General features: G+C 71.8%; 21 protein-coding genes and 1 pseudogene. 10 read left to right on the forward strand and 12 right to left on the reverse strand.

Annotated features, from left to right (window positions below):
* Window positions 1-511: 511 nt before the first annotated feature.
* Together sucC and sucD are read left to right on the forward strand one after the other, a co-directional pair.
* Window positions 512-1690, forward strand: a complete 1179-nt coding sequence (sucC, locus tag GA0074696_RS07130; protein ID WP_088960354.1) for an ADP-forming succinate--CoA ligase subunit beta — start codon at window positions 512-514, stop codon at window positions 1688-1690.
* A 2-nt stretch (window positions 1691-1692) separates the two neighbouring features.
* Entirely contained in the window at window positions 1693-2580 is an 888-nt protein-coding gene (sucD, locus tag GA0074696_RS07135) for a succinate--CoA ligase subunit alpha (RefSeq protein ID WP_088960355.1), read from the forward strand.
* 78 nt (window positions 2581-2658) lie between these two features.
* On the opposite strand, the gene GA0074696_RS07140 is transcribed toward sucD, so the two are convergent.
* Window positions 2659-2919, reverse strand: a complete 261-nt coding sequence (locus GA0074696_RS07140) for a hypothetical protein (protein ID WP_088960356.1) — start codon at window positions 2917-2919, stop codon at window positions 2659-2661.
* A 420-nt stretch (window positions 2920-3339) separates the two neighbouring features.
* Here GA0074696_RS07140 and GA0074696_RS07145 point away from each other — a divergent pair, with 420 nt between their 5' ends.
* Window positions 3340-4539, forward strand: coding sequence for a cell division protein PerM (locus GA0074696_RS07145; RefSeq protein ID WP_088964406.1), 1200 nt, complete (start codon window positions 3340-3342; stop codon window positions 4537-4539).
* 240 nt (window positions 4540-4779) lie between these two features.
* On the opposite strand, the gene GA0074696_RS07150 is transcribed toward GA0074696_RS07145, so the two are convergent.
* Both GA0074696_RS07150 and GA0074696_RS07155 read right to left on the reverse strand, forming a co-directional pair.
* Complete coding sequence (locus GA0074696_RS07150) at window positions 4780-5418, reverse strand: DUF4190 domain-containing protein (RefSeq protein WP_088960357.1); 639 nt, start codon at window positions 5416-5418, stop codon at window positions 4780-4782.
* Between the two features lie 26 nt (window positions 5419-5444).
* Window positions 5445-5750, reverse strand: a complete 306-nt coding sequence (locus GA0074696_RS07155; RefSeq protein ID WP_088960358.1) for a CD225/dispanin family protein — start codon at window positions 5748-5750, stop codon at window positions 5445-5447.
* Between the two features lie 179 nt (window positions 5751-5929).
* Between GA0074696_RS07155 and purN the strand changes: the two genes are divergently transcribed.
* The 4 genes from purN (at window position 5930) to GA0074696_RS07175 (ending at window position 11616) form a co-directional block, all read left to right on the forward strand.
* Window positions 5930-6550 carry a phosphoribosylglycinamide formyltransferase gene (gene purN, locus GA0074696_RS07160; protein WP_088960359.1) on the forward strand — a complete coding sequence of 207 codons (621 nt, stop codon included), beginning with the start codon at window positions 5930-5932 and terminating at the stop codon, window positions 6548-6550.
* The gene (purH, locus tag GA0074696_RS07165; RefSeq protein ID WP_088960360.1) at window positions 6547-8118 is read left to right on the forward strand and encodes a bifunctional phosphoribosylaminoimidazolecarboxamide formyltransferase/IMP cyclohydrolase; all 1572 of its coding nucleotides are present in this window, start codon (window positions 6547-6549) and stop codon (window positions 8116-8118) included. The genes purN and purH overlap by 4 nt, the downstream gene beginning before the upstream one ends.
* 269 nt (window positions 8119-8387) lie before the next feature.
* On the forward strand, window positions 8388-8783 hold the full coding sequence (locus GA0074696_RS07170) for a hypothetical protein (RefSeq protein ID WP_157745848.1): 396 nt from the start codon (window positions 8388-8390) through the stop codon (window positions 8781-8783).
* A 199-nt stretch (window positions 8784-8982) separates the two neighbouring features.
* Window positions 8983-11616 (forward strand): beta propeller repeat protein, encoded by a 2634-nt coding sequence (locus GA0074696_RS07175; RefSeq protein ID WP_197700819.1) that lies wholly within the window; start codon window positions 8983-8985, stop codon window positions 11614-11616.
* 219 nt (window positions 11617-11835) lie between these two features.
* Here the strand turns inward: GA0074696_RS07175 and GA0074696_RS07180 are convergent, their stop codons facing one another.
* The 6 genes from GA0074696_RS07180 to GA0074696_RS07205 form a co-directional block, all read right to left on the reverse strand.
* Window positions 11836-12324, reverse strand: coding sequence for a hypothetical protein (locus GA0074696_RS07180; protein WP_157745849.1), 489 nt, complete (start codon window positions 12322-12324; stop codon window positions 11836-11838).
* Window positions 12325-12443: 119 nt separating this feature from the next.
* Complete coding sequence (locus tag GA0074696_RS07185) at window positions 12444-13475, reverse strand: ABC transporter ATP-binding protein (RefSeq protein WP_088960363.1); 1032 nt, start codon at window positions 13473-13475, stop codon at window positions 12444-12446.
* A complete protein-coding gene (locus GA0074696_RS07190; protein WP_088960364.1) occupies window positions 13459-14496 on the reverse strand; it encodes an ABC transporter ATP-binding protein in 1038 nt (345 codons plus the stop codon). Before GA0074696_RS07190 ends, GA0074696_RS07185 begins: the two co-directional genes overlap by 17 nt.
* 64 nt (window positions 14497-14560) lie before the next feature.
* Window positions 14561-15517, reverse strand: coding sequence for an ABC transporter permease (locus GA0074696_RS07195; RefSeq protein ID WP_088960365.1), 957 nt, complete (start codon window positions 15515-15517; stop codon window positions 14561-14563).
* Window positions 15518-15589: 72 nt separating this feature from the next.
* Window positions 15590-16528: an ABC transporter permease gene (locus GA0074696_RS07200; protein WP_088960366.1), complete on the reverse strand. Its 939-nt coding sequence runs from the start codon at window positions 16526-16528 to the stop codon at window positions 15590-15592.
* A gap of 79 nt (window positions 16529-16607) precedes the next feature.
* On the reverse strand, window positions 16608-18212 hold the full coding sequence (locus GA0074696_RS07205; protein WP_088960367.1) for a peptide ABC transporter substrate-binding protein: 1605 nt from the start codon (window positions 18210-18212) through the stop codon (window positions 16608-16610).
* Window positions 18213-18624: 412 nt separating this feature from the next.
* On the opposite strand from GA0074696_RS07205, the gene GA0074696_RS07210 reads away from it, so the two are divergent.
* Together GA0074696_RS07210 and mdh are read left to right on the forward strand one after the other, a co-directional pair.
* A complete protein-coding gene (locus GA0074696_RS07210) occupies window positions 18625-19485 on the forward strand; it encodes a bifunctional methylenetetrahydrofolate dehydrogenase/methenyltetrahydrofolate cyclohydrolase (protein ID WP_088960368.1) in 861 nt (286 codons plus the stop codon).
* A 127-nt stretch (window positions 19486-19612) separates the two neighbouring features.
* Window positions 19613-20563: a malate dehydrogenase gene (mdh, locus tag GA0074696_RS07215; protein ID WP_088960369.1), complete on the forward strand. Its 951-nt coding sequence runs from the start codon at window positions 19613-19615 to the stop codon at window positions 20561-20563.
* Window positions 20564-20762: 199 nt separating this feature from the next.
* On the opposite strand, the pseudogene GA0074696_RS31675 reads toward mdh, so the two are convergent.
* Window positions 20763-21565 (reverse strand): annotated as a pseudogene (locus tag GA0074696_RS31675) (MBL fold metallo-hydrolase); the annotation flags it as partial.
* Window positions 21566-21700: 135 nt separating this feature from the next.
* On the opposite strand from GA0074696_RS31675, the gene GA0074696_RS07225 reads away from it, so the two are divergent.
* A complete protein-coding gene (locus GA0074696_RS07225) occupies window positions 21701-22918 on the forward strand; it encodes an NADP-dependent isocitrate dehydrogenase (protein WP_088960370.1) in 1218 nt (405 codons plus the stop codon).
* A gap of 364 nt (window positions 22919-23282) precedes the next feature.
* On the opposite strand, the gene galT is transcribed toward GA0074696_RS07225, so the two are convergent.
* Both galT and GA0074696_RS07235 read right to left on the reverse strand, forming a co-directional pair.
* Window positions 23283-24362: a galactose-1-phosphate uridylyltransferase gene (galT, locus tag GA0074696_RS07230; RefSeq protein ID WP_088960371.1), complete on the reverse strand. Its 1080-nt coding sequence runs from the start codon at window positions 24360-24362 to the stop codon at window positions 23283-23285.
* Entirely contained in the window at window positions 24359-25165 is an 807-nt protein-coding gene (locus tag GA0074696_RS07235; RefSeq protein WP_088960372.1) for a DeoR/GlpR family DNA-binding transcription regulator, read from the reverse strand. The genes galT and GA0074696_RS07235 overlap by 4 nt, the downstream gene beginning before the upstream one ends.
* Window positions 25166-25187 lie beyond the last annotated feature (22 nt).

Consider the following 25187-nt stretch of genomic DNA (forward strand, 5'->3'; position numbering starts at 1 on the left):
CACCCTGATCGACTCCATCTCGCGCAGGTGGCGGCATCCGGTGGATGCCGCCACATCGCGTACCTGGAGTGGGTCGAAGAGCTGCCGGCGGCGCTGGGGAGGGCCGGCCGGATCCGGGCACGGGGGAAGGGCCGGACGCACCCCTCACACGCCCGGCCCTTCTATGCACGATGCCCCGCCGCCACCCCTCGACCGACAGGGCATCGGCCGCTCCCGTCCTCGCGCTGAATCAGCGCTCCGACATCAGACTCAACGACGCCCCCACCAGGGGGTTACGCGTCGTCGTCGACATCCTTCGCGGCGGTTGCCGGCCGGGCTCGCGCACCGGCGAGTCGCGGGCGGCGCGCTGTGCATTACCGCACACCGCGCACCCGCTCGGTTGCCGCTGGTGCTCATCTCGCTAGGCTGCGGCCGATGGCCCGTTTCAACTGATGACGGGCGTCAACGGAGTTTCCACAACGCTGGTGGCGGCGCGAGGGCGCGCCGCGGAGACGGGACGGGACGCGCAATCGTGGACCTGTACGAGTACCAGGGGCGGGACCTGTTCGAGCGGCACGGGTTGCCCGTGCTCGCCGGCGGCGTCGCCACTACCCCGGAGGAGGCCCGCGCGATCGCCGAACGCCTCGGCGGTCGGGTGGTCGTCAAGGCGCAGGTGAAGGTCGGCGGCCGAGGCAAGGCCGGCGGCGTCAAGCTGGCCGAGGGCGCGGAGGAGACGGTGGCCCGCGCCACCGACATCCTCGGCATGGACATCAAGGGTCACACCGTCCACAAGGTCATGATCACCGTGACCGCGGACGTGGCCGAGGAGTACTACTTCTCGTACCTGCTCGACCGGGCGAACCGCACCTTCCTCTGCATCGCCAGCGTCGCCGGCGGCATGGACATCGAGCAGGTCGCCGCGGAGACCCCCGACAAGGTGGTCAAGGCCCCGATCGACGCCGTCAAGGGCGTGGACGAGGCGAAGGCCCGCGAGATCGTTGACGCCGCCGGCTTCCCGGCCGAGGTCGCCGACCAGGTCGTCGAGGTCGCGGTGGGCCTGTGGAAGGCCTTCGTCGCCGAGGACGCCACGCTGGTCGAGGTGAACCCGCTGGCGAAGACGGGCGACGGCAAGCTGCTGCTGCTCGACGCCAAGATCACCCTCGACGAGAACGCCGGCTTCCGGCACCCGGACCACGAGGCCCTGGTCGACCAGGCCGCGGTGGACCCGCTGGAGCAGGCCGCCAAGGCCAAGGACCTCAACTACGTCAAGCTCGACGGCGAGGTCGGCATCATCGGCAACGGCGCGGGCCTGGTCATGTCCACGCTCGACGTGGTCGCCTACGCGGGCGAGCGGCACGGCAACGTCAAGCCGGCCAACTTCCTCGACATCGGCGGCGGCGCGAGCGCCGAGGTGATGGCGAACGGCCTGGAGATCGTCCTCTCCGACCCGTCGGTGAAGAGCGTCTTCGTCAACGTCTTCGGCGGCATCACCGCGTGCGACGCGGTCGCCAACGGCATCGTGCAGGCGCTGGCGCTGCTCGAGCAGCGCGGCGAGAAGGCCACCAAGCCGCTCGTCGTCCGCCTCGACGGCAACAACGCCGAGGCCGGTCGGGGGATTCTCGACGGCGCGAACAACCCGCTGATCCAGCGGGTCGACACCATGGACGGCGCGGCCGAGCGGGCCGCCGAGCTGGCAGCTGCGGGGGTCTGATCATGGCTATCTGGCTGACCAAGGACTCGAAGGTCATCGTCCAGGGGATGACCGGTTCCGAGGGTTCCAAGCACACCCGGCGGATGCTCGCCGCGGGCACCAACGTCGTCGGCGGCGTCAACCCGCGCAAGGCGGGCCAGAAGGTCGACTTCGACGGCACCGAGCTGCCGGTCTTCGCCTCCGTCGCGGACGCGATGAAGGAGACCGGGGCCGACGTCACGGTCATCTTCGTGCCGCCGCAGTTCACCAAGGGCGCCGTGGTCGAGGCGATCGACGCCGAGATCCCGCTGGCCGTCGTGATCACCGAGGGCGTCCCGGTGCACGACACCGCCGCCTTCTGGGCGTACAACGTGAGCAAGGGTTCCAGGACCCGGATCATCGGCCCGAACTGCCCGGGCATCGCCTCGCCGGGTGCCTCCAACGCCGGCATCATCCCGGCCGACATCACCGGCTCCGGCCGGATCGGCCTGGTCAGCAAGAGCGGCACGCTGACCTACCAGATGATGTACGAGCTGCGGGACATCGGCTTCTCGACCTGCGTCGGCATCGGCGGTGACCCGATCATCGGGACCACCCACATCGACGCCCTCGCCGCGTTCGAGGCCGACCCGGAGACCGACGCCATCGTGATGATCGGTGAGATCGGCGGCGACGCCGAGGAGCGGGCCGCCGAGTTCATCAAGGGCAACGTCACCAAGCCGGTGGTCGGCTACATCGCCGGCTTCACCGCGCCCCCCGGCAAGACCATGGGGCACGCCGGCGCGATCATCTCCGGCTCGGCGGGCACCGCCGAGGCGAAGCAGGCGGCCCTGGAGGCCGTCGGCGTCAAGGTCGGCAAGACGCCGACCGAGACCGCCAAGCTGATGCGGGAGATCATGTCGGGCCGCTGAGCGGCCGTTGGCAGCACCGTCGGCCGCTGAGCGGACGGGTGAGACACCGAGGGGGTCGGCCGGCGACGGTCGGCCCCCTCAGTCGTCCCAGAGCGGGTACGTCCCGCTGGCCCGCCAGATCGCGGTACCGATGATATTGAGCACGCCGAAGGCGATCGCCAGGTAGCCGAGCACCGGCGACTGGCCGTACCGCTTCGCGTCGCGGATCGACAGGTAACCGAAGATGATGCCCAGGATGCCGCAGCAGATCAGGCCCAGGACGATGCCGAGCACGCCCCACAGCGTGGTGCGGTCCTTGCCCGCCGGCGGTGGCGGTGGCGGCGGGTACGGAGCGTTCACGGCTTCCTCCCAGCGCTTCGTGCCGCGACTGCAGTCGCGTCCTGGGCCGAGGCTAGACCGGAATCCGGTCCGGAAACCGGTGGATCACGGAACTCGCCGGGGCCAGGTGGGGCCGCCGGGCAGCCGCCGCCCGCGCGGCGTGCCAGAGTAGACCCGATGTCCTCGGTCACCCCTGATCAGCCCCGCCGTCCCGCCGGCGTCCGCGCCGATGCCCGCCGGGACGATGCCCGCCGGACCGGCGCCGGCCGGACCGACGACGGCCGCCGGACCGACGACGGCCTCCGGACCGACGACGGCCTCCGGGGGGACGCCCGCCGAAACGACCCCCGCCGGGAGGACGCCCGCCGAAGCGAAGCCCGCCGGGAGGACGGCCGCCGGGAGCACGACCGGCCCGGCGGCCGGCCTGCGTCACGTGGCCGGGTGCCCGCGCCCCGCCGGCCGGAGTCGAGCCGTGGGCGGGCGCCGCTCGTCGTCGCCGCCGGGGTCGCCGCGGGCTGGGCGGCGCTCACGTCGTACCTGCCGGTCGCCCTGGTGCTGGCGCTGGCCCAGTTCAGCGAGGACGCCGGCTCCGTCGCCGGTGCGCTGCGCGCCGGGCTGTCCGGCTGGCTGCTCGGCCACGGGGTCCCGCTGCAGACCACCGCCGGCCCGCTCGGCCTGGTCCCGCTGCTGCTCTCCGGGCTCGCGTTCTGGCGGCTGACCCGGGCCGGCGTGCACACCAGCCGGGCCATGGGCGCCCGGGGCGGGCGCTCGCCCCGCCAGGCACTCACCGCCGCGGTCGCGGTCGGCCTCGGGTACGGGCTGCTCGGCGCCCTCGCGGCGGTGCTGGTGAGCACCGACGACCTGCGGGTCTCCCCGGTCCGCGCCGGCGTCACCCACGCGGCCTTCGGCGCGCTCGCCGCGCTGGTCGGGGCACTGCGCACCACCGGCGTGGCCGGCCTGCTCGCCGAGCGCGCGCCGGCGGTGCTGCGCGACGGGGTGCGCACCGGCTTGGTCGCCGGGCTGCTGCTGCTCGGCGCGGGGGCCGGCGCGGCCGGGTTGGCGGTGGCGACCGGCGGGGGCGACGCCGCCGACATGATCGGCGCGTACCGGACCGGGGTGGCCGGACAGGCCGGCATCACCCTGGTCAGCCTCGCCTACGCGCCGAACGCCACGATCTGGTCGACCGCCTACCTGCTCGGGCCCGGCTTCGCCGTCGGCACCGGCACGGCGGTACGCACCAGCGAGGTCTCGGTGGGCTCGCTGCCGGCCGTACCCCTGCTTGCCGGGTTGCCCAGCGGCCCGGTCGACGGGTTCGGGGCGGCGCTGCTCGCGGTGCCGGTGCTGGCCGGGATGGCCGCGGGCTGGCTGCTCGCCCGGCGGCTGCTCCGCGACGCGGACGAGCGCGCGGTGCCGGCGTGGGGTGCCCTGCTCGGCCCGGCGGCGCTCGCCGGCCCGGTGGTCGGCCTGCTCGCCGGCCTCGCCGCCGCGGTCTCCGGCGGGCCGCTCGGCGGTGGCCGGCTGGCCGAGATCGGCCCGGTCCCCTGGCAGGTGGCCGCCGTCTCTACCGCGGTGGTCACGATCGGCGCGCTGCTCGGGGCCGCCGCCGCCCGGATGCTCGCCCGCCCTGCCGCCCGCGCCTGACCCGCTGACCCGCGCCCGGCCCGCTCACCCGGCTGCTGCCCGCGCCCGGCCCGCTCACCCGGCTGCTGCCCGCGCCCGGCCCGCTCACCCGGCTGCTGCCCGCGCCCAACCCGCTGACCCGCGTCCCAGGCCGCTCACCCGGCTGCCGCGTGCGACGTGCCCCCACAGCGACCGGCGCGCCGGGCCGGGACGACGGAAGGGGCGCCCCGGAGATCCGGGGCGCCCCTTCCGGGTGTCGGCTCAGGAGTTCGGCATGGCGATGCCGGCGGCGAGCGCCACGATCTGCAGCAGCCCGAGCGCCAGGCCGATTCCGCCGCAGATCAGACCCGCGAGGGCCTGACCGCCGTTGCTGGCCAGCCCCTGGTTGGCCTTCTGCCGGCCCAGCCATCCGGTGATCACCGCGGCGATGCCCAGCGGGATGCCGAGGTAGCAGCAGACCATCGGGATGGAGACGATGCCCAGGATCATCGACACCAGGCCCAGCGTGTTCTGCTGGCCCTGCGGCTGCGGGTAGCCCGCGTTCGGGTACGCCGGCATGCCGTAGGGCTGCTGGCCGTACGGATCCTGGTAGGGCTGCTGGCCGTACGGCTGGCCGGGTGCCCCGTAGGGCTGGCCCGAGGTGGGCTGGCCGTAGGGGTCACCGGAGACCGGCTGCCCGTACGGCTGGCCCGAGGTGGGCTGCTGGCCGTACGGGGCCTGCGGCGGCGGGGCGTACGGATCGTGCGGCTGCTGCCCGTACGGCGCCTGCGGGGGCTGAGCGTACGGGTCCTGCGGCTGCCCGTACGGCTGCCCGTAGGGCTGCCCGGACGCGGGCTGGCCGTACGGGTCGTGCGGGGGCTGCTGGCCGTACGGGTCCTGACCGGGGGGTCCGGGCTGCATGGCGGATACTCCTCAGTCGATGATCGTCAGTAGCTGCTGGTGCTGGTGTCGGAGCCCATGATCCCGGCCAGACCACCGGCGAGGCAGCACAGCAGGACGATCACGAGCCAGACGGCGCCGATGATGATGGCCCACTTCGACCACTTCTTCGACTCGTTCGCCGCCGCCTGGGCGCCCGCGTAGTCACCCTGCTGGAGCAGCGGGTTGACCTTGGAGGCGTTGATGATGGCCGGGATGGCCAGCGGCCAGAAGAAGAAGATGGCCACGATGGACATCGTCATGTTGTTGTTGATCGGCGGCTGCTGCGCGGGGTTGGGGTAACCGGGCTGCATGGTGCTCCTCGCTCCGTCGGCACTGTCCGTGCCTGATCTTGTGGTGAAGGGTGCGGCGGCGGGCCGGACGGCGGCCACCGAGCGACGGGCAGCGTATCGCGTACGTGCCACTCGCGTGATCACCCGAATCGCCGCTGCCCGATCGCTGGGAGTCCTGACCTGCCCGATAGGGTGGCCGCGTGACCGAGCCCGCGTCCGTCGCCCGCCTCGTCGTCCTCGTCTCCGGTTCCGGCAGCAACCTCCAGGCGCTGCTCGACGCCAGCGCCGACCCCGCGTACGGGGCCCGGGTGGTGGCCGTCGGCGCGGACCGCGACGTGATCGCCGGCCTGGACCGGGCCGCGGCCGCCGGGGTGCCGACCTTCGTCGACCGGGTCAAGGACCACCCGTCCCGGGAGGACTGGGACCGTGCCCTCACCGCGCACGTCGCCGAGCACCGGCCCGACCTGGTGATCTCGGCCGGCTTCCTGAAGCTGGTCGGGCCGCACTTCCTGGCCGCCTTCGGTGACCGCTACCTGAACACGCACAACACCCTGCTGCCGGCGTTCCCCGGCATCCACGGCCCCCGGGACGCGCTCGCCTACGGCGTCAAGGTCACCGGGGCCACGCTCTTCTTCGTCGACGCCGGGATGGACACCGGGCCGATCGTCGCGCAGGTCGCCGTGCCGGTACGCGACGACGACGACGTGGAGACGCTCACCGAGCGCATCAAGGAGGCCGAGCGACGCCAGCTCGTCGAGCAGGTCGGTCGGCTGGTCCGCGAAGGTTGGACGATCACCGGAAGAAAGGTCACGGTCCCGTGAGTTCCACTCAGGACGAGCGCCGCCCGATCAGGCGGGCACTGGTCAGCGTCTACGACAAGAGCGGCCTGGTCGAGCTGGCCCGGGCCCTGCACGACGCCGGGGTGGAGATCGTCTCGACCGGCAGCACCGCATCCACGATCTCGGGCGCGGGGGTGCCGGTGACCCCGGTCGAGCAGGTGACCGGCTTCCCGGAGATCCTCGACGGCCGGGTGAAGACCCTGCACCCGAAGATCCACGGGGGTCTCCTGGCCGACCTGCGCAAGGACAGCCACACCGCCCAGCTCGACGAGCACGGCATCGCCGGGATCGACCTGCTGGTCTCCAACCTCTACCCGTTCCAGGCCACCGTCGCCTCCGGCGCGAGCCAGGACGAGTGCGTGGAGCAGATCGACATCGGCGGGCCGGCGATGGTCCGGGCCGCCGCCAAGAACCACGCGTCGGTCGCGGTGGTGACCGACCCGGCGGCGTACCCGGCCCTGGTGGCCGCCCTCGCCGACGGCGGCTTCACGCTGACGCAGCGTCGGGCGCTCGCCGCCCGCGCCTTCGCCGACATCGCCGAGTACGACGTCGCCGTGGCCGAGTGGTTCGCCACCACCCTGGCCCCGGCCGCCGACGGGTGGCCGCAGTTCGCCGGGCTGAGCCTGCGCCGCCGGGCGGTGCTGCGCTACGGGGAGAACCCGCACCAGGCGGCGGCCGTCTACGCCGACCCGTCCAGCCCCGCCGGCCTGGCCCAGGCCGAGCAGCTGCACGGCAAGGAGATGTCCTACAACAACTACGTCGACGCGGACGCGGCCTGGCGGGCCGCGAACGACTTCACCGACCAGCCGGCGGTGGCGATCATCAAGCACGCCAACCCGTGCGGCATCGCGGTCGGCGCGGACGTGGCCGAGGCGCACCGCCGGGCGCACGCCTGCGACCCGGTGTCGGCGTACGGCGGGGTGATCGCCGTCAATCGCCCGGTGAGCGTGGCGATGGCTCGGCAGGTGGCCGACATCTTCACCGAGGTGGTGGTCGCCCCCGGCTACGACGAGGGCGCCGTGGAGATCCTCCAGGCCAAGAAGAACATCCGGCTGCTGCACGCCCCGGCCTTTGACCCGCTGCCGGCGGAGTGGCGGCAGGTCACCGGCGGTGTCCTGGTGCAGCTGCGGGACAAGGTCGACGCCGAGGGCGACGACCCGGCGAACTGGCGGCTGGCCACCGGCGACGCGGCCGACGAGGCCACCCTGCGGGACCTGGCCTTCGCCTGGCGGGCGGTCCGCGCGGTGAAGAGCAACGCGATCCTGCTGGCGAAGGACGGCGCCACCGTCGGGGTCGGCATGGGGCAGGTCAACCGGGTGGACTCGGCCCGGTTGGCGGTCGACCGGGCCGGCGCCGAGCGGGCCCGCGGCGCGGTCTGCGCCTCGGACGCGTTCTTCCCGTTCGCCGACGGCCCGAAGATCCTCATCGAGGCGGGGGTGCGCGCGATCGTGCAGCCCGGCGGCTCCATCCGCGACGAGGAGGTCATCGCCGCGTGCAAGGAGGCCGGCGTGACCATGTACCTCACCGGCACGCGGCACTTCTTCCACTGATCCGTCGAGCATGGAGCCGCGGAGGCCGACACGTCGGCCAGTGCGGCTCCCTGATCGGCGTCGGTCGGCGGGCTGAGCGGGGCGAAAGGGTGGACCGGCGGGCCGTTGCCCGCCGACAAGCGTTGTTGCTAGCGTGAGGTCGCCCCGGCGATCCACCCTCCCCAGTCTTCCTCCGCCGCCCTTTCCCCCGCGCGACCGTCCACGGTCGCCCGCCGGAGACGCGCCGGACATCCCGTACCGGCAGGTCCGCCATGCGCATGGTCGAACGGTTGACGTCCGTCACCGTCGCGCTGGCGTTCGTCCTGGCCGGGCTCGGGGTGCCCAGCTGCCCGGTCGGCCACGACGCCGACCACGGTCCCGCCGGGCACCACGCCCCGGTCGGCCACGTCCGGGTCGACCCGGCCACGCCGGTCGCCCACCCGGACCCCGTAGCCACCGAGCGGGCCGGCAGCGGCACCACCGTTCTCGTCGCCGCCGCCTGCGCCGACCACCGGAGCGCCGCCGGCGTCGGCGACGGACCGGACGACCAGAAGCACCTGGTGCTGTCGGCGGCCGGTGTCCCGCCGCGAGCGGTGCCGGTGGTCACCGGCTACCGGCAGCCCTCCCAGCCGCTTCCGCCCCGGGGCGCCACCGGCAGCCGGGCGCCACCCGCGCGTACCGCCTGACCCGTCGTCCGCCGCCCCCGGCGATCCGACCCCGACTCCGCCTGCGCGGACCGGCCCGTCGGATCGTCCGCCGCCGCCGACCCGGGCCGCCACGACCCATTTCCACGACCACGGACGTGTGCGGGACGATCCCCGCCCGCCGCGGTTCTCCTCCGCCGGGCCACCCTGCCCGGCATCCCCTGAATCCTGGAGGATTCGCATGTCGAAGTTCCGCTGGCGCAAGCCGGCGACAATCGCGGGCGCGCTGGTGCTGACCGCCGCGCTGGGTGGCGTCGCGGCCACCAACCACGAGGTACAGGAATTCCTCGGTCTGGCCGAGGAGCCGGGCGCCAACCTGCCCTGGCACCCCCGGGAGTTCGCCGAGATGGCGGCCGGGGAGAACTCCGAGGAGGCCGGCGAGGAGGCGTTCGAGGCCCGGATCATCGCCGAGCAGTTCGCCCAGGCCCGCTCCGCGCCCGGCATCGTCGCGCCGGGGGCGTACTCCAACGCGTTCAGCCAGCTGGGCAGCCTGCCGGTCACCAACGGCAGCTGGCGCGAGGTCACAAAGATCAAGTACGACGGTGACGACCCGCGCTACCGCGACTACGCCTCCAACTCCTCCGGGGGCGCGGGTCTGCAGACCGGCCGGATCACCGGCCTCGCCGCCGACAACAGCGGCTACGTCTACGCGGCCGGCGCGGACGGTGGCGTGTGGCGGTCCTCGATCGGCGGCGGGAGCTGGACGCCGATCACGGACCAGCTGCCCACCCTGTCCAGCGGCGACGTGGTGCTCGCCACCGACGGCTCCCTCTGGTACGCCACGGGCGAGGCGAACACCGGCGCCACCTCCTACGTCGGTGCCGGCGTCTACCGGCTCGCCAACCCGAGGACCGGCCAGTTCGCCGCGTCCGACCGGGTCGGCGGCACCGAGCTGGAGAGCACGGTCATCAACAAGCTGCGCTTCTTCGACGGCAAGGTCTGGGCCGCCACCAACCGGGGCCTCTACTCGCACTCGATGGCCAGCGGCTCCGGTGCGTGGAAGTTCGAGTGGGCGCCGAACCCGAGCTACCTGCCGGGCGGGGCGAACGCGGGCACGGCCAACGCGGCGTACAAGAACATCGTCAACGACGTGGCCGACGACCCGCGCAACCCCCGGCACGTGGTGGTGGCCTCGGCCTGGCGGTCGGGTGACACCTACAACGGCTTCTACGAGACCGCCGACTACACCGCGGGCGGCTGGGCCAAGGTCAACCCGACCGGCTCCATGCCGGCCGACGACATCGGCTACGTGACGTTCGCCTTCTCCGCCGACGGCGGTAAGCTGTACGCGATCAACCAGTCGCCGAAGCTGCTGAACAAGCCGGCCGGCAACGTCAACAGCTACCTCGACGGCATCTACGTCTCCAACAACGGCTCGCCCGCCGGACCGTGGAGCAAGATCGCCGACTCGGCGAAGCTGGGCAACTCCGGTTCCGCGCTCAAGCAGACCGTGATCGGCAAGGGCTACGGACCGGGTATCCAGGCCTGGTACAACCAGTTCCTGACGGTCGACCCGGCCAACCCGAACCACGTCTGGGCGGGTCTGGAGGAGGTCTACGAGTCGACCGACGCCGGCGCCAGCTGGAAGACCGTCGGGCCGTACTGGAACTTCGGCTTCTCCTGCTGGGACATCAGCGACGCGCAGAACACCTGCAACAAGACCACTCACTCCGACCAGCACTCGGTGGCGGTCGGCAACGGCTTCGTCTACGTCGGCAACGACGGCGGCATCTACCGCCGGCCGGTCAACGGCCGGACCGACAAGGAGGGGCACGCCACCGACTGGCAGAGCCTCAACGACGGCACGATCGACGCCCTCCAGTACTACTCGGTCTCGGTGGGCAGGGACCCGGCCAAGGCCGGCCCGGTCGTCTCCGGTGGTCTGCAGGACAACGGCGCCTCGGTGCTGCGCGCCGGCGACACCGTGATGGGGTCGAACTTCGGTGGTGACGGCGGCGACTCGCTGGCCGACCCGGCCAACGGCTGCCGCCAGGTCCAGGAGTACACCAACCTGGCCATGCGGTCGACCGAGAACTGCAACGCCAACCCGGGCCCCGGCACGGCGGAGACCTCCACCTCGCGGGACATCCAGCCGTACACGTCGTCCCCGGGCGACGAGCCGGCCCGGTTCATCGCGCCGTTCGCGGCCGACGACCACGACGCGAACACCTGGGTCGCCGGTGGCCAGCACGTGTGGGTGAACACCAAGGGCTACGCGATCGCCGACGGCAAGGGCTGGCGCAACGTCTTCGACCTGGGCGCCGGCCACACCGCCACCTCGGTGGCGGTCTCCGGCGGCACCGCGTACGTCGGCTGGTGCGGGCCGTGCAACAACTCGGGCTTCACCCGGGGTGTCGCGGTCGGCAAGGTCAACGACCCGGCGAGCTGGCACCAGATCACCCTGCCGGGTGACTTCCCGAACCGGTTCGTGCAGGGGGTCGGAGTCGACCCGGCCAACGGCTCGCACGCCTTCCTCGCGATCAACGGGTTCTCCCGGCGGTTCACCGAAGGCCCGGGCGCCGGTGTCGGCCACGTCTACGAGACCACCGACGCGGGCGCGACCTGGCGGGACGTCTCGACGAACCTGCCGGACGTGCCGGCCAGCTCGGTCAAGGAGCTGCCCAACGGCGCGCTGGTGCTCGCCACCGACCTGGCCACCTTCTACCGGGCGCCGGGTGCCACCGGCTGGCAGCGGCTCGGCACCGGCCTGCCGCTGACCGTCGGCATGGACGTCGAGTACCACGCGGCCGACAACTCGCTCTACGTGGCCACCCACGGCCGCGGCATCTGGGCGTTCAACCTGGCCCAGCTCTGAGCACCGGCGGCGCGGCCCGGCCCTGATCCTGGCCCGCTCCGACGGCAGGCGGCCCCGCCCCCCATCCTCCGGGGGGCGGGGCCGCCGCCGGTCCAGGGCAGTCGACGGGTGGGTGCTGCGCCTGACCGCATCGTCGCTGCGGGCGGCGATCCTGGTACGAATCGGCTCCACCGCCGTACCGGGATCGCCGGTGGCTGACCGGCAGCCCGCGCAGGTGGTTCAGCCGGCGCGGAGGGAGAGGGCGGCACGAGTGCCGTCGGCTCGGTCCGCCCGGATGGTCCAACAGCCGGGGGTGGGGAAGACCCAGTAGGTGCCCCACTCGTCGCCGGGCCGGGTCCAGTTGCTGCCGTCGTGCTGGTCGAACTCCTCCGGGCGGACGGTGACGTCGTCCGGGCCGGTCGCCCGCAGGGTCAGCTCACCCGTCCCGGTCACCTTCAGCGCGATCTTGGTCTGCCGGCCGGCCGGCAGACCGTCGGTCTCGGGGAAGAAGAGCAGCGCCCACAGCACGCCGGGCGTACCCGCGATTTCCCGCACCGGATAGTCGTTGTCCGCCGGACAACCCGCCCCGCCCGGCTCGCCGGCCGCCCCGCTGCCCGGCGCACCCGTCCCCGCACCGTCCCTCGTCCCGCCCTCACACCCGCCACCCCCCACCACGACCACCACCACCACGGCCACCACCGCGACCCCCACAACCCGACCAACCCCCATCCCCCCAGTCTCCCGCCACCACCCCCGCCCTGAACCTGTCGATCATGAAGTTGTTGGCCGGCACGGCGGCGTGTCGGGACAACAACCTCATGATCGGCGGCGGGAACCGAGGGGGTGGGTTAGGGGAGGGAGGGGCGGAGTTCGGCGAAGTGGCAGGCGGAGGGGTGGGGGTCGGCGGCGCGGGAGACCGACAGGGGTTCCTCGCGGGCGCAGACCTCCTGGGCCTTCCAGCAGCGGGTACGGAAGCGGCAGCCGGAGGGCGGATCAGCCGGGCTCGGCACGTCGCCGGTGAGCCGGATGATGGTCCGGTCGTTGCGCACGTCCGGGTCCGGCACCGGCACCGCCGAGAGCAGCGCCTGGGTGTACGGGTGGGTCGCCCGCTCGTAGATCTCGTCCTCGGTGCCGATCTCCACGATCTTGCCCAGGTACATCACCGCGACCCGGTCCGAGATGTGCCGGACCACCGACAGGTCGTGCGCGATGAAGATGTACGACAGCCCGAACTCGTCCTGGAGCTGCTCCAGCAGGTTGATCACCTGCGCCTGGATCGAGACGTCCAGCGCGGAGACCGGCTCGTCGCAGACGATCACCTCGGGCCGGAGGGCGAGCGCCCGGGCGATGCCGATGCGCTGCCGCTGGCCGCCGGAGAACTGGTGCGGGTAGCGGTTGACGTGCTCGGGGTTGAGCCCGACCACGTCCAGCAGCTCCTGCACCCGCCGCTGCTTGCTGCCCTTCGGCGCCGCCTCCGGGTGGATGTCGAACGGCTCGCCGATGATGTCGCCGACCGTCATCCGCGGGTTCAGCGAGGTGTACGGGTCCTGCATCACCATCTGCATGTTGCGCCGCAGCCGGCGCAGCTCGGCCCCGGAGGCCTTGAAGAGGTCCTTGCCCTCCAGGGTGGCTCCGCCGGAGGTGGGCGTCTCCAGCCGCATCAGCAGTCGGGCCAGCGTGGACTTGCCGCAGCCGGACTCGCCCACGATGCCCAGGGTCTCGCCCCGGCGCAGCTCGAAGCTGACCCCGTCGACGGCCCGGACCGCGCCGGTCTGCTTCTGGAACAGCACGCCCTGGGTGATCGGGAAGTGCTTGACCAGGTTGTCGACGGAGAGGATGGTCTCGCCACGGACCTTGGTCGGGCTAGCGGGCGCTGTCATCTCGTACCTCCTGCGCGAAGTGGCACGCGCTGGTCCGGCCGTCGCCGAGGACCAGGTCGTGCGGCACCACGTCCACGCAGACCTTCTGCACGTACGGGCACCGGGGGTGGAACGGGCAGCCGGAGGGGATCCGCATCAGGTTCGGCGGCAGCCCCTTGATCGTCGACAACTCCTGGCCGCGCACGTCCATGCGCGGGATCGACTCCAGCAGGCCCTTGGTGTAGGGGTGGGCGGGCGACCGGTACAGCGAGCGGACGTCGGCGTGCTCGATGATCCGGCCGGCGTACATGACCGCGATCCGGTCCGCGACGCCGGCGACCACGCCGAGGTCGTGGGTGATCAGGATCATCGCCATGTTGAGGTCCCGGCGCAGGTCGGCCAGCAGGTCCATGATCTGGGCCTGCACGGTGACGTCCAGCGCGGTGGTGGGCTCGTCGGCGATCAGCACCTTCGGGTTCATCGCCAGCGCCATCGCGATCATGACGCGCTGCCGCATGCCGCCGGAGAACTGGTGCGGGTAGTCGCCGAGGCGCTTCGCCGCGGCCGGGATCCGGACCAGGTCCATCAGCTCGACCGTGCGCCGCCGGGCGTCCGCCTTGGACATCCCCTCGCGCTGGCGCAGCGTCTCGCCGATCTGCCAGCCGACCGGGAAGACCGGGTTCAGCGCGGAGAGGGCGTCCTGGAAGATCATCGCGATCTCCTTGCCCCGCACCTGGCGGCGCTGCTCCTCCGACTGCTTCAGCAGGTCCCGACCCTGGTAGAGGATCTGACCGGAGCGGATCACCGCCGGCGGCGTGTCGAGGATGCCCATGATCGCCTGGGCGGTGACCGACTTGCCGGAGCCGGACTCGCCGAGCACCGCGAGGGTCTCGCCGGCGTCCAGGTGGTACGAGACCCCGTTGATCACCTTGGCGACGCCCTCGCTCGTCCGGAACTCGACGTGCAGGTCCCGGATGTCGAGCAGGTGGCCGCCCTCGGGCGTGGGGGAGGCCGGCGTCGGGTGGACAGCGGACTGGGTCACTGCGCTTGCCTTTCGGTCGCGACTGCGGGGCTCGCTTCGCTCACTCCTCGCGCTCGCACGGGGTTCACCGGAGCTTCGGGTCGAAGGCGTCGCGGATGGCGTCGCCCAGCATGATGAAGGCGAGGACGGTCAGCGCGAGGAAGGCGGACGGGACGACCAGCGGCGTCGCCGACTCGCGCATGTGCACCCGGCCGGCGTCGATGTCGATGCCCCACGAGATGGTCGGGGCCTTGAGACCGATGCCGAGGAAGCTCAGCGTCGCCTCGGCGGCGATGAACGAGCCGAGCGCGATGGTGAGCACCACGATCGCCGGGGCGAGCGCGTTCGGCAGGATGTGCCGCCACATGATCCGACCGTTGCCGGCGCCGAGCATCCGGGCCGCCGCCACGTAGTCCTGCTCCTTGGCGGTGATCACCGAGGAGCGGACCACCCGGGCCGCGGTGGTCCAGCCGAGCACCGCCAGCACGAAGATCACCGCGAACAGCCGGACGTTGTCGCTGCTGGTGCTCACCCGCTTGAGCAGCACGATCGCGGCGAGCAGCAGCGGGATGCCGAGCACGATGTCGATCACGCGGGAGAGCACCGCGTCGACCCAGCGGCCGAAGTAGCCGGCCACCATGCCGACGACCAGCGCGATGATGCCGGTGAGCAGCGCGGAGAGCGCGCCGACCAGCAGCGAGGCGCGGGCGCCGTAGACCGCCCGGGCGTACGTGTCGCAGCCCTGGAAGTCGTACCCGAAGATGGCCCCGCCGGACGCCCCGTCGTGCTGCCGGGAGAGCACGCAGTCGCGCGGGTCGTTGGCGGTGAAGAGCGAGGGTACGGCGGCCATCGCGGCGACCACCACGACCAGGGTGAGGCTGATCCAGAAGATCGGATTGCGGCGCAGGTCGCGCCAGGCGTCACCGGCCAGGCTGCGGGCCTTCTGCGGCGCGCCGATCTGGTTGGGCGTCCCGGGCTCGCCGGACACGCCCCGCCGCGCAGCCTGGTTCTCCGTGGCCGCCACGGTCTCGAAGTCGCTCATGCCCGCACCTCGCTGCGCTCGGCGCCGGCATGAGCGCCCATGCACGCTGCGTTGATGATTCGTTCGCTGCGCTCACTCATAGCGGATCCTCGGGTCGAGTACGGCGTACAGGACGTCCACCACCAGGTTGGACAGGAGGTAGACCACGACGAGCACGCTGACGATGCCCACCACCAGCGGGCCGTCCTCGGTGCGGATGCCCCGGAAGAGGTTGAAGCCGACGCCGGGGATGTTGAACACGCCCTCGGTGATGATCGCGCCGCTCATCAGGTTGCCCAGCTCGACGCCGAGGAAGGTGACCACCGGGATGAGCGAGTTGCGCAGCACGTGCACGCTGACGATCCGCCGCTTGACCAGGCCCTTCGAGCGGGCCGTCCGGACGTAGTCGGCGCGCAGGTTCTCCGCCACCGAGGTCCGGGTCAGCCGCAGCGCGGTGGCCAGCGAGAGCGAACCGAGCACGATGCCGGGGAGCAGCAGCGCGTACAGGTCGGGCTCAGCGCCGGCGGTGGCCGGGAAGAGCTGCCACTTGACGCCGAGGAGGTACTGCGCCAGCGGGGCCAGCACGATGGTCGGGATGCCCAGCACCAGCAGGGTCAGCACCAGCGTCGAGTTGTCGAAGATGCTGGCCCGGCGGATGCCGGCGAGCACGCCCGCGGTCACGCCGAACAGGATCGTCACGGCCATCGCGATGAGCGCCAGCTTGACGGTCACCGGCCAGGCGGCGGCGAGGATGTCACTGATCTGGCGGCCGGTCAGGGACTGCCCGAGGTCACCCTGGAGCAGGTTCTTGATGTAGTCGAAGTAGCGGTAGAAGAAGCCACCGACCCCGGTCTGGTCGAGGTGGAACTTCTGCGTCAGGTATGCCCGCTGGGCGGCGGTGACCGGGCGCTCGCCGGCGAGCGCCTGGATCGGGTCGCCCTGACCGGCGAACATCAGTGCGTAGACGATCAGCGTGGTCCCGAAGAAGGCGAGGACCATCTGGAGCAGCCGCCGCAGGATAAAGCGGAACATACTGTGAAGTCTCTCTGAAAAGGGGCGAAGGGCGTGGCGGGTCGGGCCACCTCGCGGTGACCCGACCCCACCAGCGCTGTTACTTGACGGCCTCGATCTTCAGCAGGTCGACCCGGTCGAAGAGATCCATCTCCACGTTCTTGACCTTGGTCGAGTGCCCGAAGTTGTTCTGGCCGTACCGCAGCGGGATCACCGGCAGGTCCTCGGCCAGGAGGTCCTCCGCCGCCTGGTACTTCTTGATCGCCTCTTCCTCGTTCGGCGCCTTGGCGCCCTCGGCCAGCAGCTTGTCGAACTCGGGGTTGCTGTAGCCGTAGTAGTTCGAGGAACCGTTGGTGCTGTACAGCGGGCCCAGGTAGTTCTCCATGGACGGGTAGTCCATGACCCAGCCCATCCGGAACAGGCCGACCGGCTGCTTCGCCTTGAGCTTGGTCAGCAGGTCCGCGAACTTGGGCTCGGCGGTGCCGACGCACTCCACGCCCAGGTTGGCCTTGAGCTGGTTGCAGGTCGCGTCGATCCAGTCCTTGTGACCGCCGTCGCCGTTGTACGACAGCTCGATCTTGGACGGGCCACCCGCGGCCTGGTACATCGCCTTGGCCTTGGCCGGGTCGAACTCGCCCGCCGCGCCGATGGTGTTCTCCCGGTAGCCGGCCACGACCGGCGAGACGAAGGAACGGGCCGGCTGCTGCGAGTCCTTGAAGATCGACTTGGTGATCTCGTCCCGGTCGATCGCCATGGAGATCGCCTTGCGGACCTCGGGCTTGCTGAATTCCTTCTGGAACGTCGGGAACGACAGCACCTGCAGCGACGAGGCCGGGCTCTGCTGGAACCGGTCACCGAGGTCGGTGGCGGCCGTCGACAGGCTCTCGGTCGGGATGGTCTTGATGACGTCCAGGTTGTCCGAGAGCACGTCCGCGTAGGCCGCGGTCGGCTGCTGGTAGATCCGGAACTCGACGCCGGCCACCTTCGGCTTCTGGCCGGGGAAGGCGTCGTACTTCTCGACCTCGACCTTGGCGTCGTGCTGCCAGGTGCCCTTGATCTTGAACGGGCCCTGACCGACCGGCGCCTGCTCGTAGCCCTCGGCCAGCACGCCCGGGGCGGAGAAGGCCACCTTCGGCAGCGGGTAGAAGGCCGTGTAGCCGAGCATCGTCTTGAACTCGCTGTACGGCTCGGTCAGCGTCACGGTGAAGGTGAGGTCGTCGACCTTCTTCAGCCCGGACAGCGTCTTCGCGGCCGGCTTCTCGCCCTGCAGGTCCGCGTAGCCGGCGACCTTCTCGAAGAAGTAGCTCGAGTTCTGACCGTTGGGGGCGTACGCGCCGTAGTTCCAGGCGTCGATGTAGCTCTCGGCCGTGACCTTCTCGCCGTTGTGGAAGGTGTAGCCGTCCTTCAGCTTGATCGTCCAGACCTTGTTGTCCGACGACGTCACCGACTCGGCCGCCACCTCGTACGGCTTGTTGGCCTCGTCATAGTCGACCAGCGGGCTGAACAGGGCGGCGAGCACCTGCGAACCACTGGTCTCGTTGGTGTTGGTGGGCACCAGGTGCTGCGGCTCGGCGATCTCGATCCGCACGGCCGCGTTGGGGTCGCTCTTCCCTGATCCGCCGTCGCCGCCCGAGCCGCAGGCCACCAGGCCAAGCGTCACCGCGAGCGGGAGAGCGGTCCAGGCGGCAAGCCTACGAACTCGCATTGAGTCTCCTCATCTCCTCACGCTGCGCAGTCTGGCCCGGCGCTGGGTAACGCTGCGCAACGTTGGGCAACGGTAGGTCGCGGCCGGCTGTTCGGCAACGAGAGCGTTGCGAACCAGTAACGGAAGGGCTGCCCGGGTCTTGTCGCGCTTCCACCCCTCTGCTATCGGTGGTGCGGCGAAGCCGCTGCTCAATGTCGGCTTCGAGGCTGGCGTTCCGCGCCCGGGGCGCGCTCCGGATCGCCGTGCGTGCCTGCCGGCTTGTTGTCCGGTCTGTGCTGTGTCACGCCCGCTGTCCGCCCTCGGTTGTGGTTGACTCCACACATGGTTACTCTGGGTGATTAAGCGCACGTCACGGAAAGTCACGGTTGGTCGTCGTCCCAACCTGCGGCCGTCGCCGTGAGACGATCTGGACGTGACGGCGACGATCCTGGACGGCAAGGCGACCGCGGCGGAGATCAAGGACGAGTTGCGGACGCGGGTCAAGGCGCTCGCGGAGTGCGGCATCACCCCGGGCCTCGGCACCGTCCTGGTCGGGGCGGACCCGGGCTCCCAGGCGTACGTCAACGGCAAGCACCGGGACTGCGCCGAGGTCGGGATCGCCTCCATCCGCCGCGAGCTGCCCGCCGACGCCACCCAGCAGCAGGTCGACGCGGTCCTCGCCGAGCTGAACGCCGACCCGGCCTGTCACGGCTACATCGTCCAGCTGCCGCTCCCGGCCCACCTGGACACCCAGCGCGCGCTGGAGATGATCGACCCGGACAAGGACGCCGACGGCCTGCACCCGGTGAACCTCGGCCGGCTGGTGCTGGGCTACGACGCCCCGCTGCCCTGCACCCCGCGCGGCATCGTCGAGCTGCTCCGCCGGCACGACGTGCCACTGCGCGGCGCGACGGTCGCCGTGGTCGGCCGGGGCAACACCGTCGGCCGTCCGCTGGGTCTGCTGCTCACCCGGCGCAGCGAGAACGCCACCGTGACGCTGTGCCACACCGGCACCCTCGACCTCGCCTCGCACACCCGCGCCGCCGACATCGTCATCGTGGCCGCCGGCGTGCCCGGCCTGCTCACCGCCGACATGGTCAGCCCCGGTGCCGTGGTGGTCGACGTCGGCATCACCCGGGTGATCGGGCCGGACGGCAAGGGCCGCTACACCGGTGACGTCGACCCGCAGGTGACCGAGGTGGCCGGCGGGCTGGTCCCGATGCCGGGCGGCGTGGGTCCGATGACCCGCGCCATGCTGCTGACCAACGTGGTCGAGCGCGCCGAGCGCGGCTGAGCCGGGGCGAACCGGGCGGCGGTGACGTTCGCCCCATCCCGGCGATGCCCGCCGCCCCTGGCCGGATCGGTGCCAGGATGACTGATACGGTCCGGAAAACCGACTGGTATCAGGGAGTGGGACGACCATGGGTAAGAAGGTCACTGTCGTCGGGGCCGGCTTCTACGGCTCCACCACCGCACAGCGCCTGGCCGAGTACGACGTCTTCGACACCGTCGTGATCACCGACATCGTGGAGGGCAAGCCGGCGGGTCTCGCGCTGGACCTCAACCAGTCCCGCGCGGTCGAGGGCTTCGAGACCAAGGTCGTCGGCGTCACCACCGGCCCGAACGGCGAGGGCTACGAGGCCATCGAGGGCTCGGACGTCGTCGTCATCACCGCCGGCCTCCCGCGCAAGCCGGGCATGAGTCGGATGGACCTGCTGGAGACGAACGCCAAGATCGTCCGTCAGGTGGCCGAGAACGTCGCCAAGTACGCCCCGAACGCGGTCGTCATCGTGGTCTCCAACCCGCTGGACGAGATGACCGCGCTGGCCCAGCTCGCCACCCAGTTCCCGAAGAACCGGGTGCTCGGCCAGGCCGGCATGCTCGACACCGCCCGGTTCACCAACTTCGTCGCCGAGGCCCTCCAGGTGCCGGTGAAGTCGGTCCGGACCCTGACCCTCGGCTCGCACGGCGACACCATGGTCCCGGTGCCGTCGAAGAGCACGGTGAACGGCAAGCCGCTGCGCGACGCGATGCCGGCCGAGCAGATCGAGGAGCTGGTCGTCAAGACCCGCAACGGTGGCGCCGAGGTGGTGGCGCTGCTGAAGACCGGCTCGGCGTACTACGCCCCGTCGGCCGCCGCCGCCCGGATGGCCAAGGCCGTCGCGGAGGACTCCGGGGAGGTCATGCCGGTCTGCGCCTGGGTCGACGGCGAGTACGGCATCTCCGGCGTCTACCTGGGTGTCGAGGCCGAGATCGGTGCCGAGGGCGTCAAGCGGGTCGTCGAGACCGACCTGGACGCCGACGAGCTGGCCAGCCTGAAGGAGGCCGCCGAGGCCGTCCGCGCCAAGCAGGGCGACATCGCCAGCATGTGATCCACCAGCACCACCCAAAGGGGGCACGCCAGCACCACCGGCGTGCCCCCTTCCACATCCCCACCCAACCCGCCGGCCGGCCGCCCCACCGCCCTGATCAACAAGTCTGCGTCAGAAACGCCGCTTGGGATGACGCAAACTTCTTGATCAACGCGAGGGAGGGCGGGGAGGGGGAGCGCGGGTGGGGGAGGGGGCTAGAGGGGGGGAAGGGGGTGCCCAGGTGGGGGGTGGCCAGGTGGGTGGGGGTGGGGGTGGTGGCGAGGGTGTGGAGGAGGGTCTTGCGGGAGGTGCGGGCGGTCGGCAAGTCCTCCTCGTGGGCGTAGGCCAGGTCGGGGTCGACGAGTTGCACGGCATGCACCAGGAGGTCGCCGGTGAGCAGGAGGCGCTCGTCGCCGGAGTCGACCAGCACCGACTGGTGGCCGGGGGTGTGCCCGGGGGTGCTCAGCAGGCGTCCCCCGGGGTGAGCGGGGTGTCGCCGTCGACCACCCGGAGCTGGCCGGCGGCGCGCAACGGCGCGACCAGGCCGGCCGGCAGCCCGGGGTTGATCGTCTCCATCGCGTCCAGCTCGGCCCGCTGCACCAGGTAGTCGGCGTTCGGGAAGTACGGGCGGCCGGGCGTGCCGGTGACCGCCCAGCCGATGTGGTCGCTGTGCAGGTGGGTGAGGACGACGGTGCGCACGTCGGCGGGGTCGATGCCGGCGGCGGCCAGTTCGGCGGGGAGCCGCCCCGGCACCGGCGCCCAGCTCGCGGCGGGCGAGCCGGCCGGTCCGATGCCGGCGTCGACCAGCGTGACCGGTCCGTCGCCGGTGCGGAACGCGAAGCTGCGGAACGGCAGCCACCAGCGGCCGTCGGCGGTGACCGAGGCCGGGTCGCGCCGGTCCGCCTCGCGCCAGTGCGCCGCGGTGGCGTCGGGGAACGCCTCGGTGCGGGGCTGGAAGAACGGCCCCTCGCCGTCGGTGAGCGCGGTGACCGTGATAGACCCGAGGGTACGGCTCAATGGCATCGGGTGATGATGCCAGTGATCTCCCGTGCCGGGCGTCCGGTTATCCGGCCGACCGAGGCCGGCTGGGGGGTGCCGGCCCGTTTCCAGTACGCTCGTACTGCTTGAGCACGTGTCCCCCGAGAGGAGCGCCGGTCGATGGCGAAGATCAAGGTAAACAACCCGGTCGTGGAGCTCGACGGCGACGAGATGACCCGGATCATCTGGAAGCAGATCCGTGAGCAGCTGATCCTGCCCTACCTCGACGTCGACCTGCACTACTACGACCTCTCGATCCAGCACCGGGACGAGACCGACGACCAGGTCACCGTCGACGCCGCCAACGCCATCAAGGAGCACGGCGTCGGCGTCAAGTGCGCGACCATCACCCCGGACGAGGCCCGGGTCGAGGAGTTCGGCCTGAAGAAGATGTGGCGGTCGCCGAACGGCACCATCCGCAACATCCTCGGCGGCGTCGTCTTCCGCGAGCCGATCATCATGTCCAACGTGCCGCGGCTCGTCCCCGGCTGGACCAAGCCGATCATCATCGGCCGGCACGCCCACGGTGACCAGTACAAGGCCACCGACTTCGTCGTCCCCGGCCCGGGCACGGTGACCATCACCTACACCCCGGCCGACGGCGGCGCCCCGATGGAGATGGAGGTCGCCAACTTCCCCGGCGGCGGCATCGCCATGGGCATGTACAACTTCGACGACTCGATCCGGGACTTCGCCCGGGCCTCGTTCCGGTACGGCCTGGACCGCAACTACCCGGTCTACCTGTCCACCAAGAACACCATCCTCAAGGCGTACGACGGCCGGTTCAAGGACGTCTTCGCCGAGGTGTTCGAGAACGAGTTCAAGGCCGAGTTCGACGCCGCCGGCATCACCTACGAGCACCGGCTGATCGACGACATGGTCGCCGCCGCGCTCAAGTGGGAGGGCGGCTACGTCTGGGCCTGCAAGAACTACGACGGTGACGTGCAGTCCGACACCGTCGCCCAGGGCTTCGGCTCGCTCGGCCTGATGACCTCGGTCCTGCTCTCCCCGGACGGCCGCACCGTCGAGGCCGAGGCCGCGCACGGCACGGTCACCCGGCACTACCGGCAGTGGCAGAAGGGCGAGAAGACCTCGACCAACCCGATCGCGTCGATCTACGCCTGGACCCGGGGCCTGGCCCACCGGGGCAAGCTGGACGGCACCCAGGCGGTCACCGAGTTCGCCAACACCCTGGAGCAGGTCATCGTGGACACCGTCGAGGGCGGCCAGATGACCAAGGACCTCTCGCTGCTCATCTCGCGGGACGCCCCGTGGCTGACCACCGACGAGTTCATGAACGCGCTCGACGAGAACCTGGCGCGCAAGCTCGCCGCCTGATCCTCGTACCGCGTCACCGACCGGGCCCGCCGGCTGCCGCCGGCGGGCTCCGTCGTATCCGGGCCGCGCCGCGGTGTCCGAGCGAGCGGACCGCGCGACCCGCCGCGAACGGTGGCGATCAATCCGTGGGCGCAGCCCCCGGCGTCACCGGGGTGGGCGTGGGTCGTTGAAGTGGGTGGACGTGATGCCAGTCTCGTCCAGGAAGGTTGACCGCGATCGCCTCGCGGCACGAGTGCCGATCAGCCAACCTTCCCGGCTGTCGCGCACAGCCAGCCGTCCCTTCCCTGCGGGGGCCCTGTCCCGGGCCCCCCGCGCCCTGTTCCCCTGGCGTGGCCGCATACCGCCGCCGGGACACGGACCGGGGTCAGGCGGCGCGGAGCCGCTCCGCGGCCCGCTCGGGCGCGATGTCGTTGATGAAGACCCCCATGCCGGACTCCGAGCCGGCCAGGTACTTCAGCTTGTCCTTGGCCCGCCGGATGCTGAACAGCTGAAGGTGCAGGTGACCCAGCTCCCGGTCGATCCGCACCGGCGCCTGGTGCCAGGCCGAGATGTACGGCATCGGCAGGTCGAAGAGCCGGTCGAAGCGGCGCAGCACGTCCAGGTAGAGCGGGCCGAACGCGTCCCGCTCGGCGTCGGTCAACGCCGGGATGTCGGGCACCGGCCGGTGCGGCGCCACGTGCACCTCGAACGGCCAGCGGGCGGCCGCCGGGACGTACGCCGTCCAGTGCTCGTTGCTGGTGACCACCCGGTCGCCGGCGGCCCGCTCGGCGGCGAGGACGTCGGCGTAGAGGTTGCCCCCGCCGGTGCGCTCGGCGTGCCGGCGGGCGGCGGCCAGCAGCGACCGGGTCCGCGGCGTCAGGAACGGGTACGCGTAGATCTGCCCGTGCGGGTGGTGCAGGGTCACCCCGATCTCCACGCCCCGGTTCTCGAAGCAGAACACCTGCTCGACGCCGGGCAGCTCGGCGAGCGCCACGGTCCGGTCGGCCAGCGCGTCCAGCACGGTGCGCACCCGGCGCGGCGGCAGGCCGGCGAACGAGGCGTTGTGGTCGTCGGTGAAGCAGACCACCTCGCAGCGGCCCCGGCCCGGGCGTACCGGGGTGAACGGGGTGATCTCGGCCGGCTCGTCGGCCACCCGCTGGCTCAGCGAGGGGAACCGGTTCTCGAACACGGCCACGTCGTAGTCGGGGGCCGGGATCTCGCTGAGCCGGTCGCCCCGGGTGGGGCAGAGCGGGCACTGGTCGGCCGGGGGGAGGAAGGTGCGGGTCTGCCGGTGCACCGCCACCGCCACCCACTCGTCGGTCAGCGGGTCGTACCGCAGCTGGGAGGCGGGCGGGGGAGGGGGCAGCTCGCGCCGGTCCGGCTGGTCGCGGACCGCGTCGTCCCGTTCGTCGAAGTAGATCAGCTCACGGCCGTCCGCCAGTTCGATCGCCGTACGCTTTTTCACCGCGCCGTCCCCTCCGTCGTCGCCCGGCCCGTGCTCGCCACGACCACCAGCTCGCCCACCTTCTCGTCCAGTACCCGGCGCGCCTCGGGAGCCAGCCGGTCGTCGGTGACCAGCACGTCGGCCGCGCCGAGGCCGACGATCGAGGAGATGCCCACGGTGCCCCACTTGGTGTGGTCGGCCAGCACCACCAACCGGTCGGCGGCGGCCACCAGGGCCCGGTCGGTCTCCGCCTCCATCAGGTTCGGTGTGGTGAAGCCGGCCCGCTCGGTGATCCCGTGCACGCCGAGGAAGAGCAGGTCCAGGTGCAGGGAGCGGATCGCCTCCACGGCCAGCGGGCCGACCAGCGCGTCGGACGGGGTGCGCACCCCGCCGGTGAGCACCACGGTCTGGTCGGTGCGGCCCTGCGCGTGCAGGATCTCGGCCACCGGCAGCGAGTTGGTCACCACGGTCAGCCCGGGCACGTCGACCAGGCGGCGGGCCAGCTCGGCGGTGGTGGTGCCGGCCGACAGCGCGACCGCCGCGCCGGGGTGGACCAGCTCGGCGGCCCGGCCGGCGATGGCGGCCTTCTCCGCGAGCTGCCGCACCGACTTGGCGTGGAAGCCCGGCTCGTCGGTGGAGCTGGGGCCGGGGACGGTGGCGCCACCGTGCACCTTGGCCAGCAGGCCCTGCTCGTGCAGCGTCTCCAGATCACGCCGGATGGTCATGTCGGAGACGCCGAACTCGGCCGCCAGCTCGGTGACGCGGACGCCACCGGTGGTGCGGACCCGGTCGAGGATGGCCGCCTGCCGCTGCCGCGCCAGCATCCGTCCGTACCTCCGGCTCCCG

Origin of the sequence: Micromonospora purpureochromogenes (genome assembly GCF_900091515.1) — a bacterium.
Taxonomy (GTDB): domain Bacteria; phylum Actinomycetota; class Actinomycetes; order Mycobacteriales; family Micromonosporaceae; genus Micromonospora; species Micromonospora purpureochromogenes.

What these genes read in the sequence shown, in the direction of transcription:
- GA0074696_RS07150 (WP_088960357.1), bottom strand. Translation starts at nt 5,418, where the DNA reads ATGCAGCCCGGACCCCCCGGTCAGGACCCGTACGGCCAGCAGCCCCCG.
- sucD (WP_088960355.1), top strand. Translation starts at nt 1,693, where the DNA reads ATGGCTATCTGGCTGACCAAGGACTCGAAGGTCATCGTCCAGGGGATG.
- GA0074696_RS07155 (WP_088960358.1), bottom strand. Translation starts at nt 5,750, where the DNA reads ATGCAGCCCGGTTACCCCAACCCCGCGCAGCAGCCGCCGATCAACAAC.
- mdh (WP_088960369.1), top strand. Translation starts at nt 19,613, where the DNA reads ATGGGTAAGAAGGTCACTGTCGTCGGGGCCGGCTTCTACGGCTCCACC.
- GA0074696_RS07180 (WP_157745849.1), bottom strand. Translation starts at nt 12,324, where the DNA reads ATGGGGGTTGGTCGGGTTGTGGGGGTCGCGGTGGTGGCCGTGGTGGTG.
- GA0074696_RS07205 (WP_088960367.1), bottom strand. Translation starts at nt 18,212, where the DNA reads ATGCGAGTTCGTAGGCTTGCCGCCTGGACCGCTCTCCCGCTCGCGGTG.
- GA0074696_RS07235 (WP_088960372.1), bottom strand. Translation starts at nt 25,165, where the DNA reads ATGCTGGCGCGGCAGCGGCAGGCGGCCATCCTCGACCGGGTCCGCACC.
- GA0074696_RS07200 (WP_088960366.1), bottom strand. Translation starts at nt 16,528, where the DNA reads ATGTTCCGCTTTATCCTGCGGCGGCTGCTCCAGATGGTCCTCGCCTTC.
- GA0074696_RS07185 (WP_088960363.1), bottom strand. Translation starts at nt 13,475, where the DNA reads ATGACAGCGCCCGCTAGCCCGACCAAGGTCCGTGGCGAGACCATCCTC.
- GA0074696_RS07195 (WP_088960365.1), bottom strand. Translation starts at nt 15,517, where the DNA reads ATGAGCGACTTCGAGACCGTGGCGGCCACGGAGAACCAGGCTGCGCGG.
- GA0074696_RS07225 (WP_088960370.1), top strand. Translation starts at nt 21,701, where the DNA reads ATGGCGAAGATCAAGGTAAACAACCCGGTCGTGGAGCTCGACGGCGAC.
- GA0074696_RS07175 (WP_197700819.1), top strand. Translation starts at nt 8,983, where the DNA reads ATGTCGAAGTTCCGCTGGCGCAAGCCGGCGACAATCGCGGGCGCGCTG.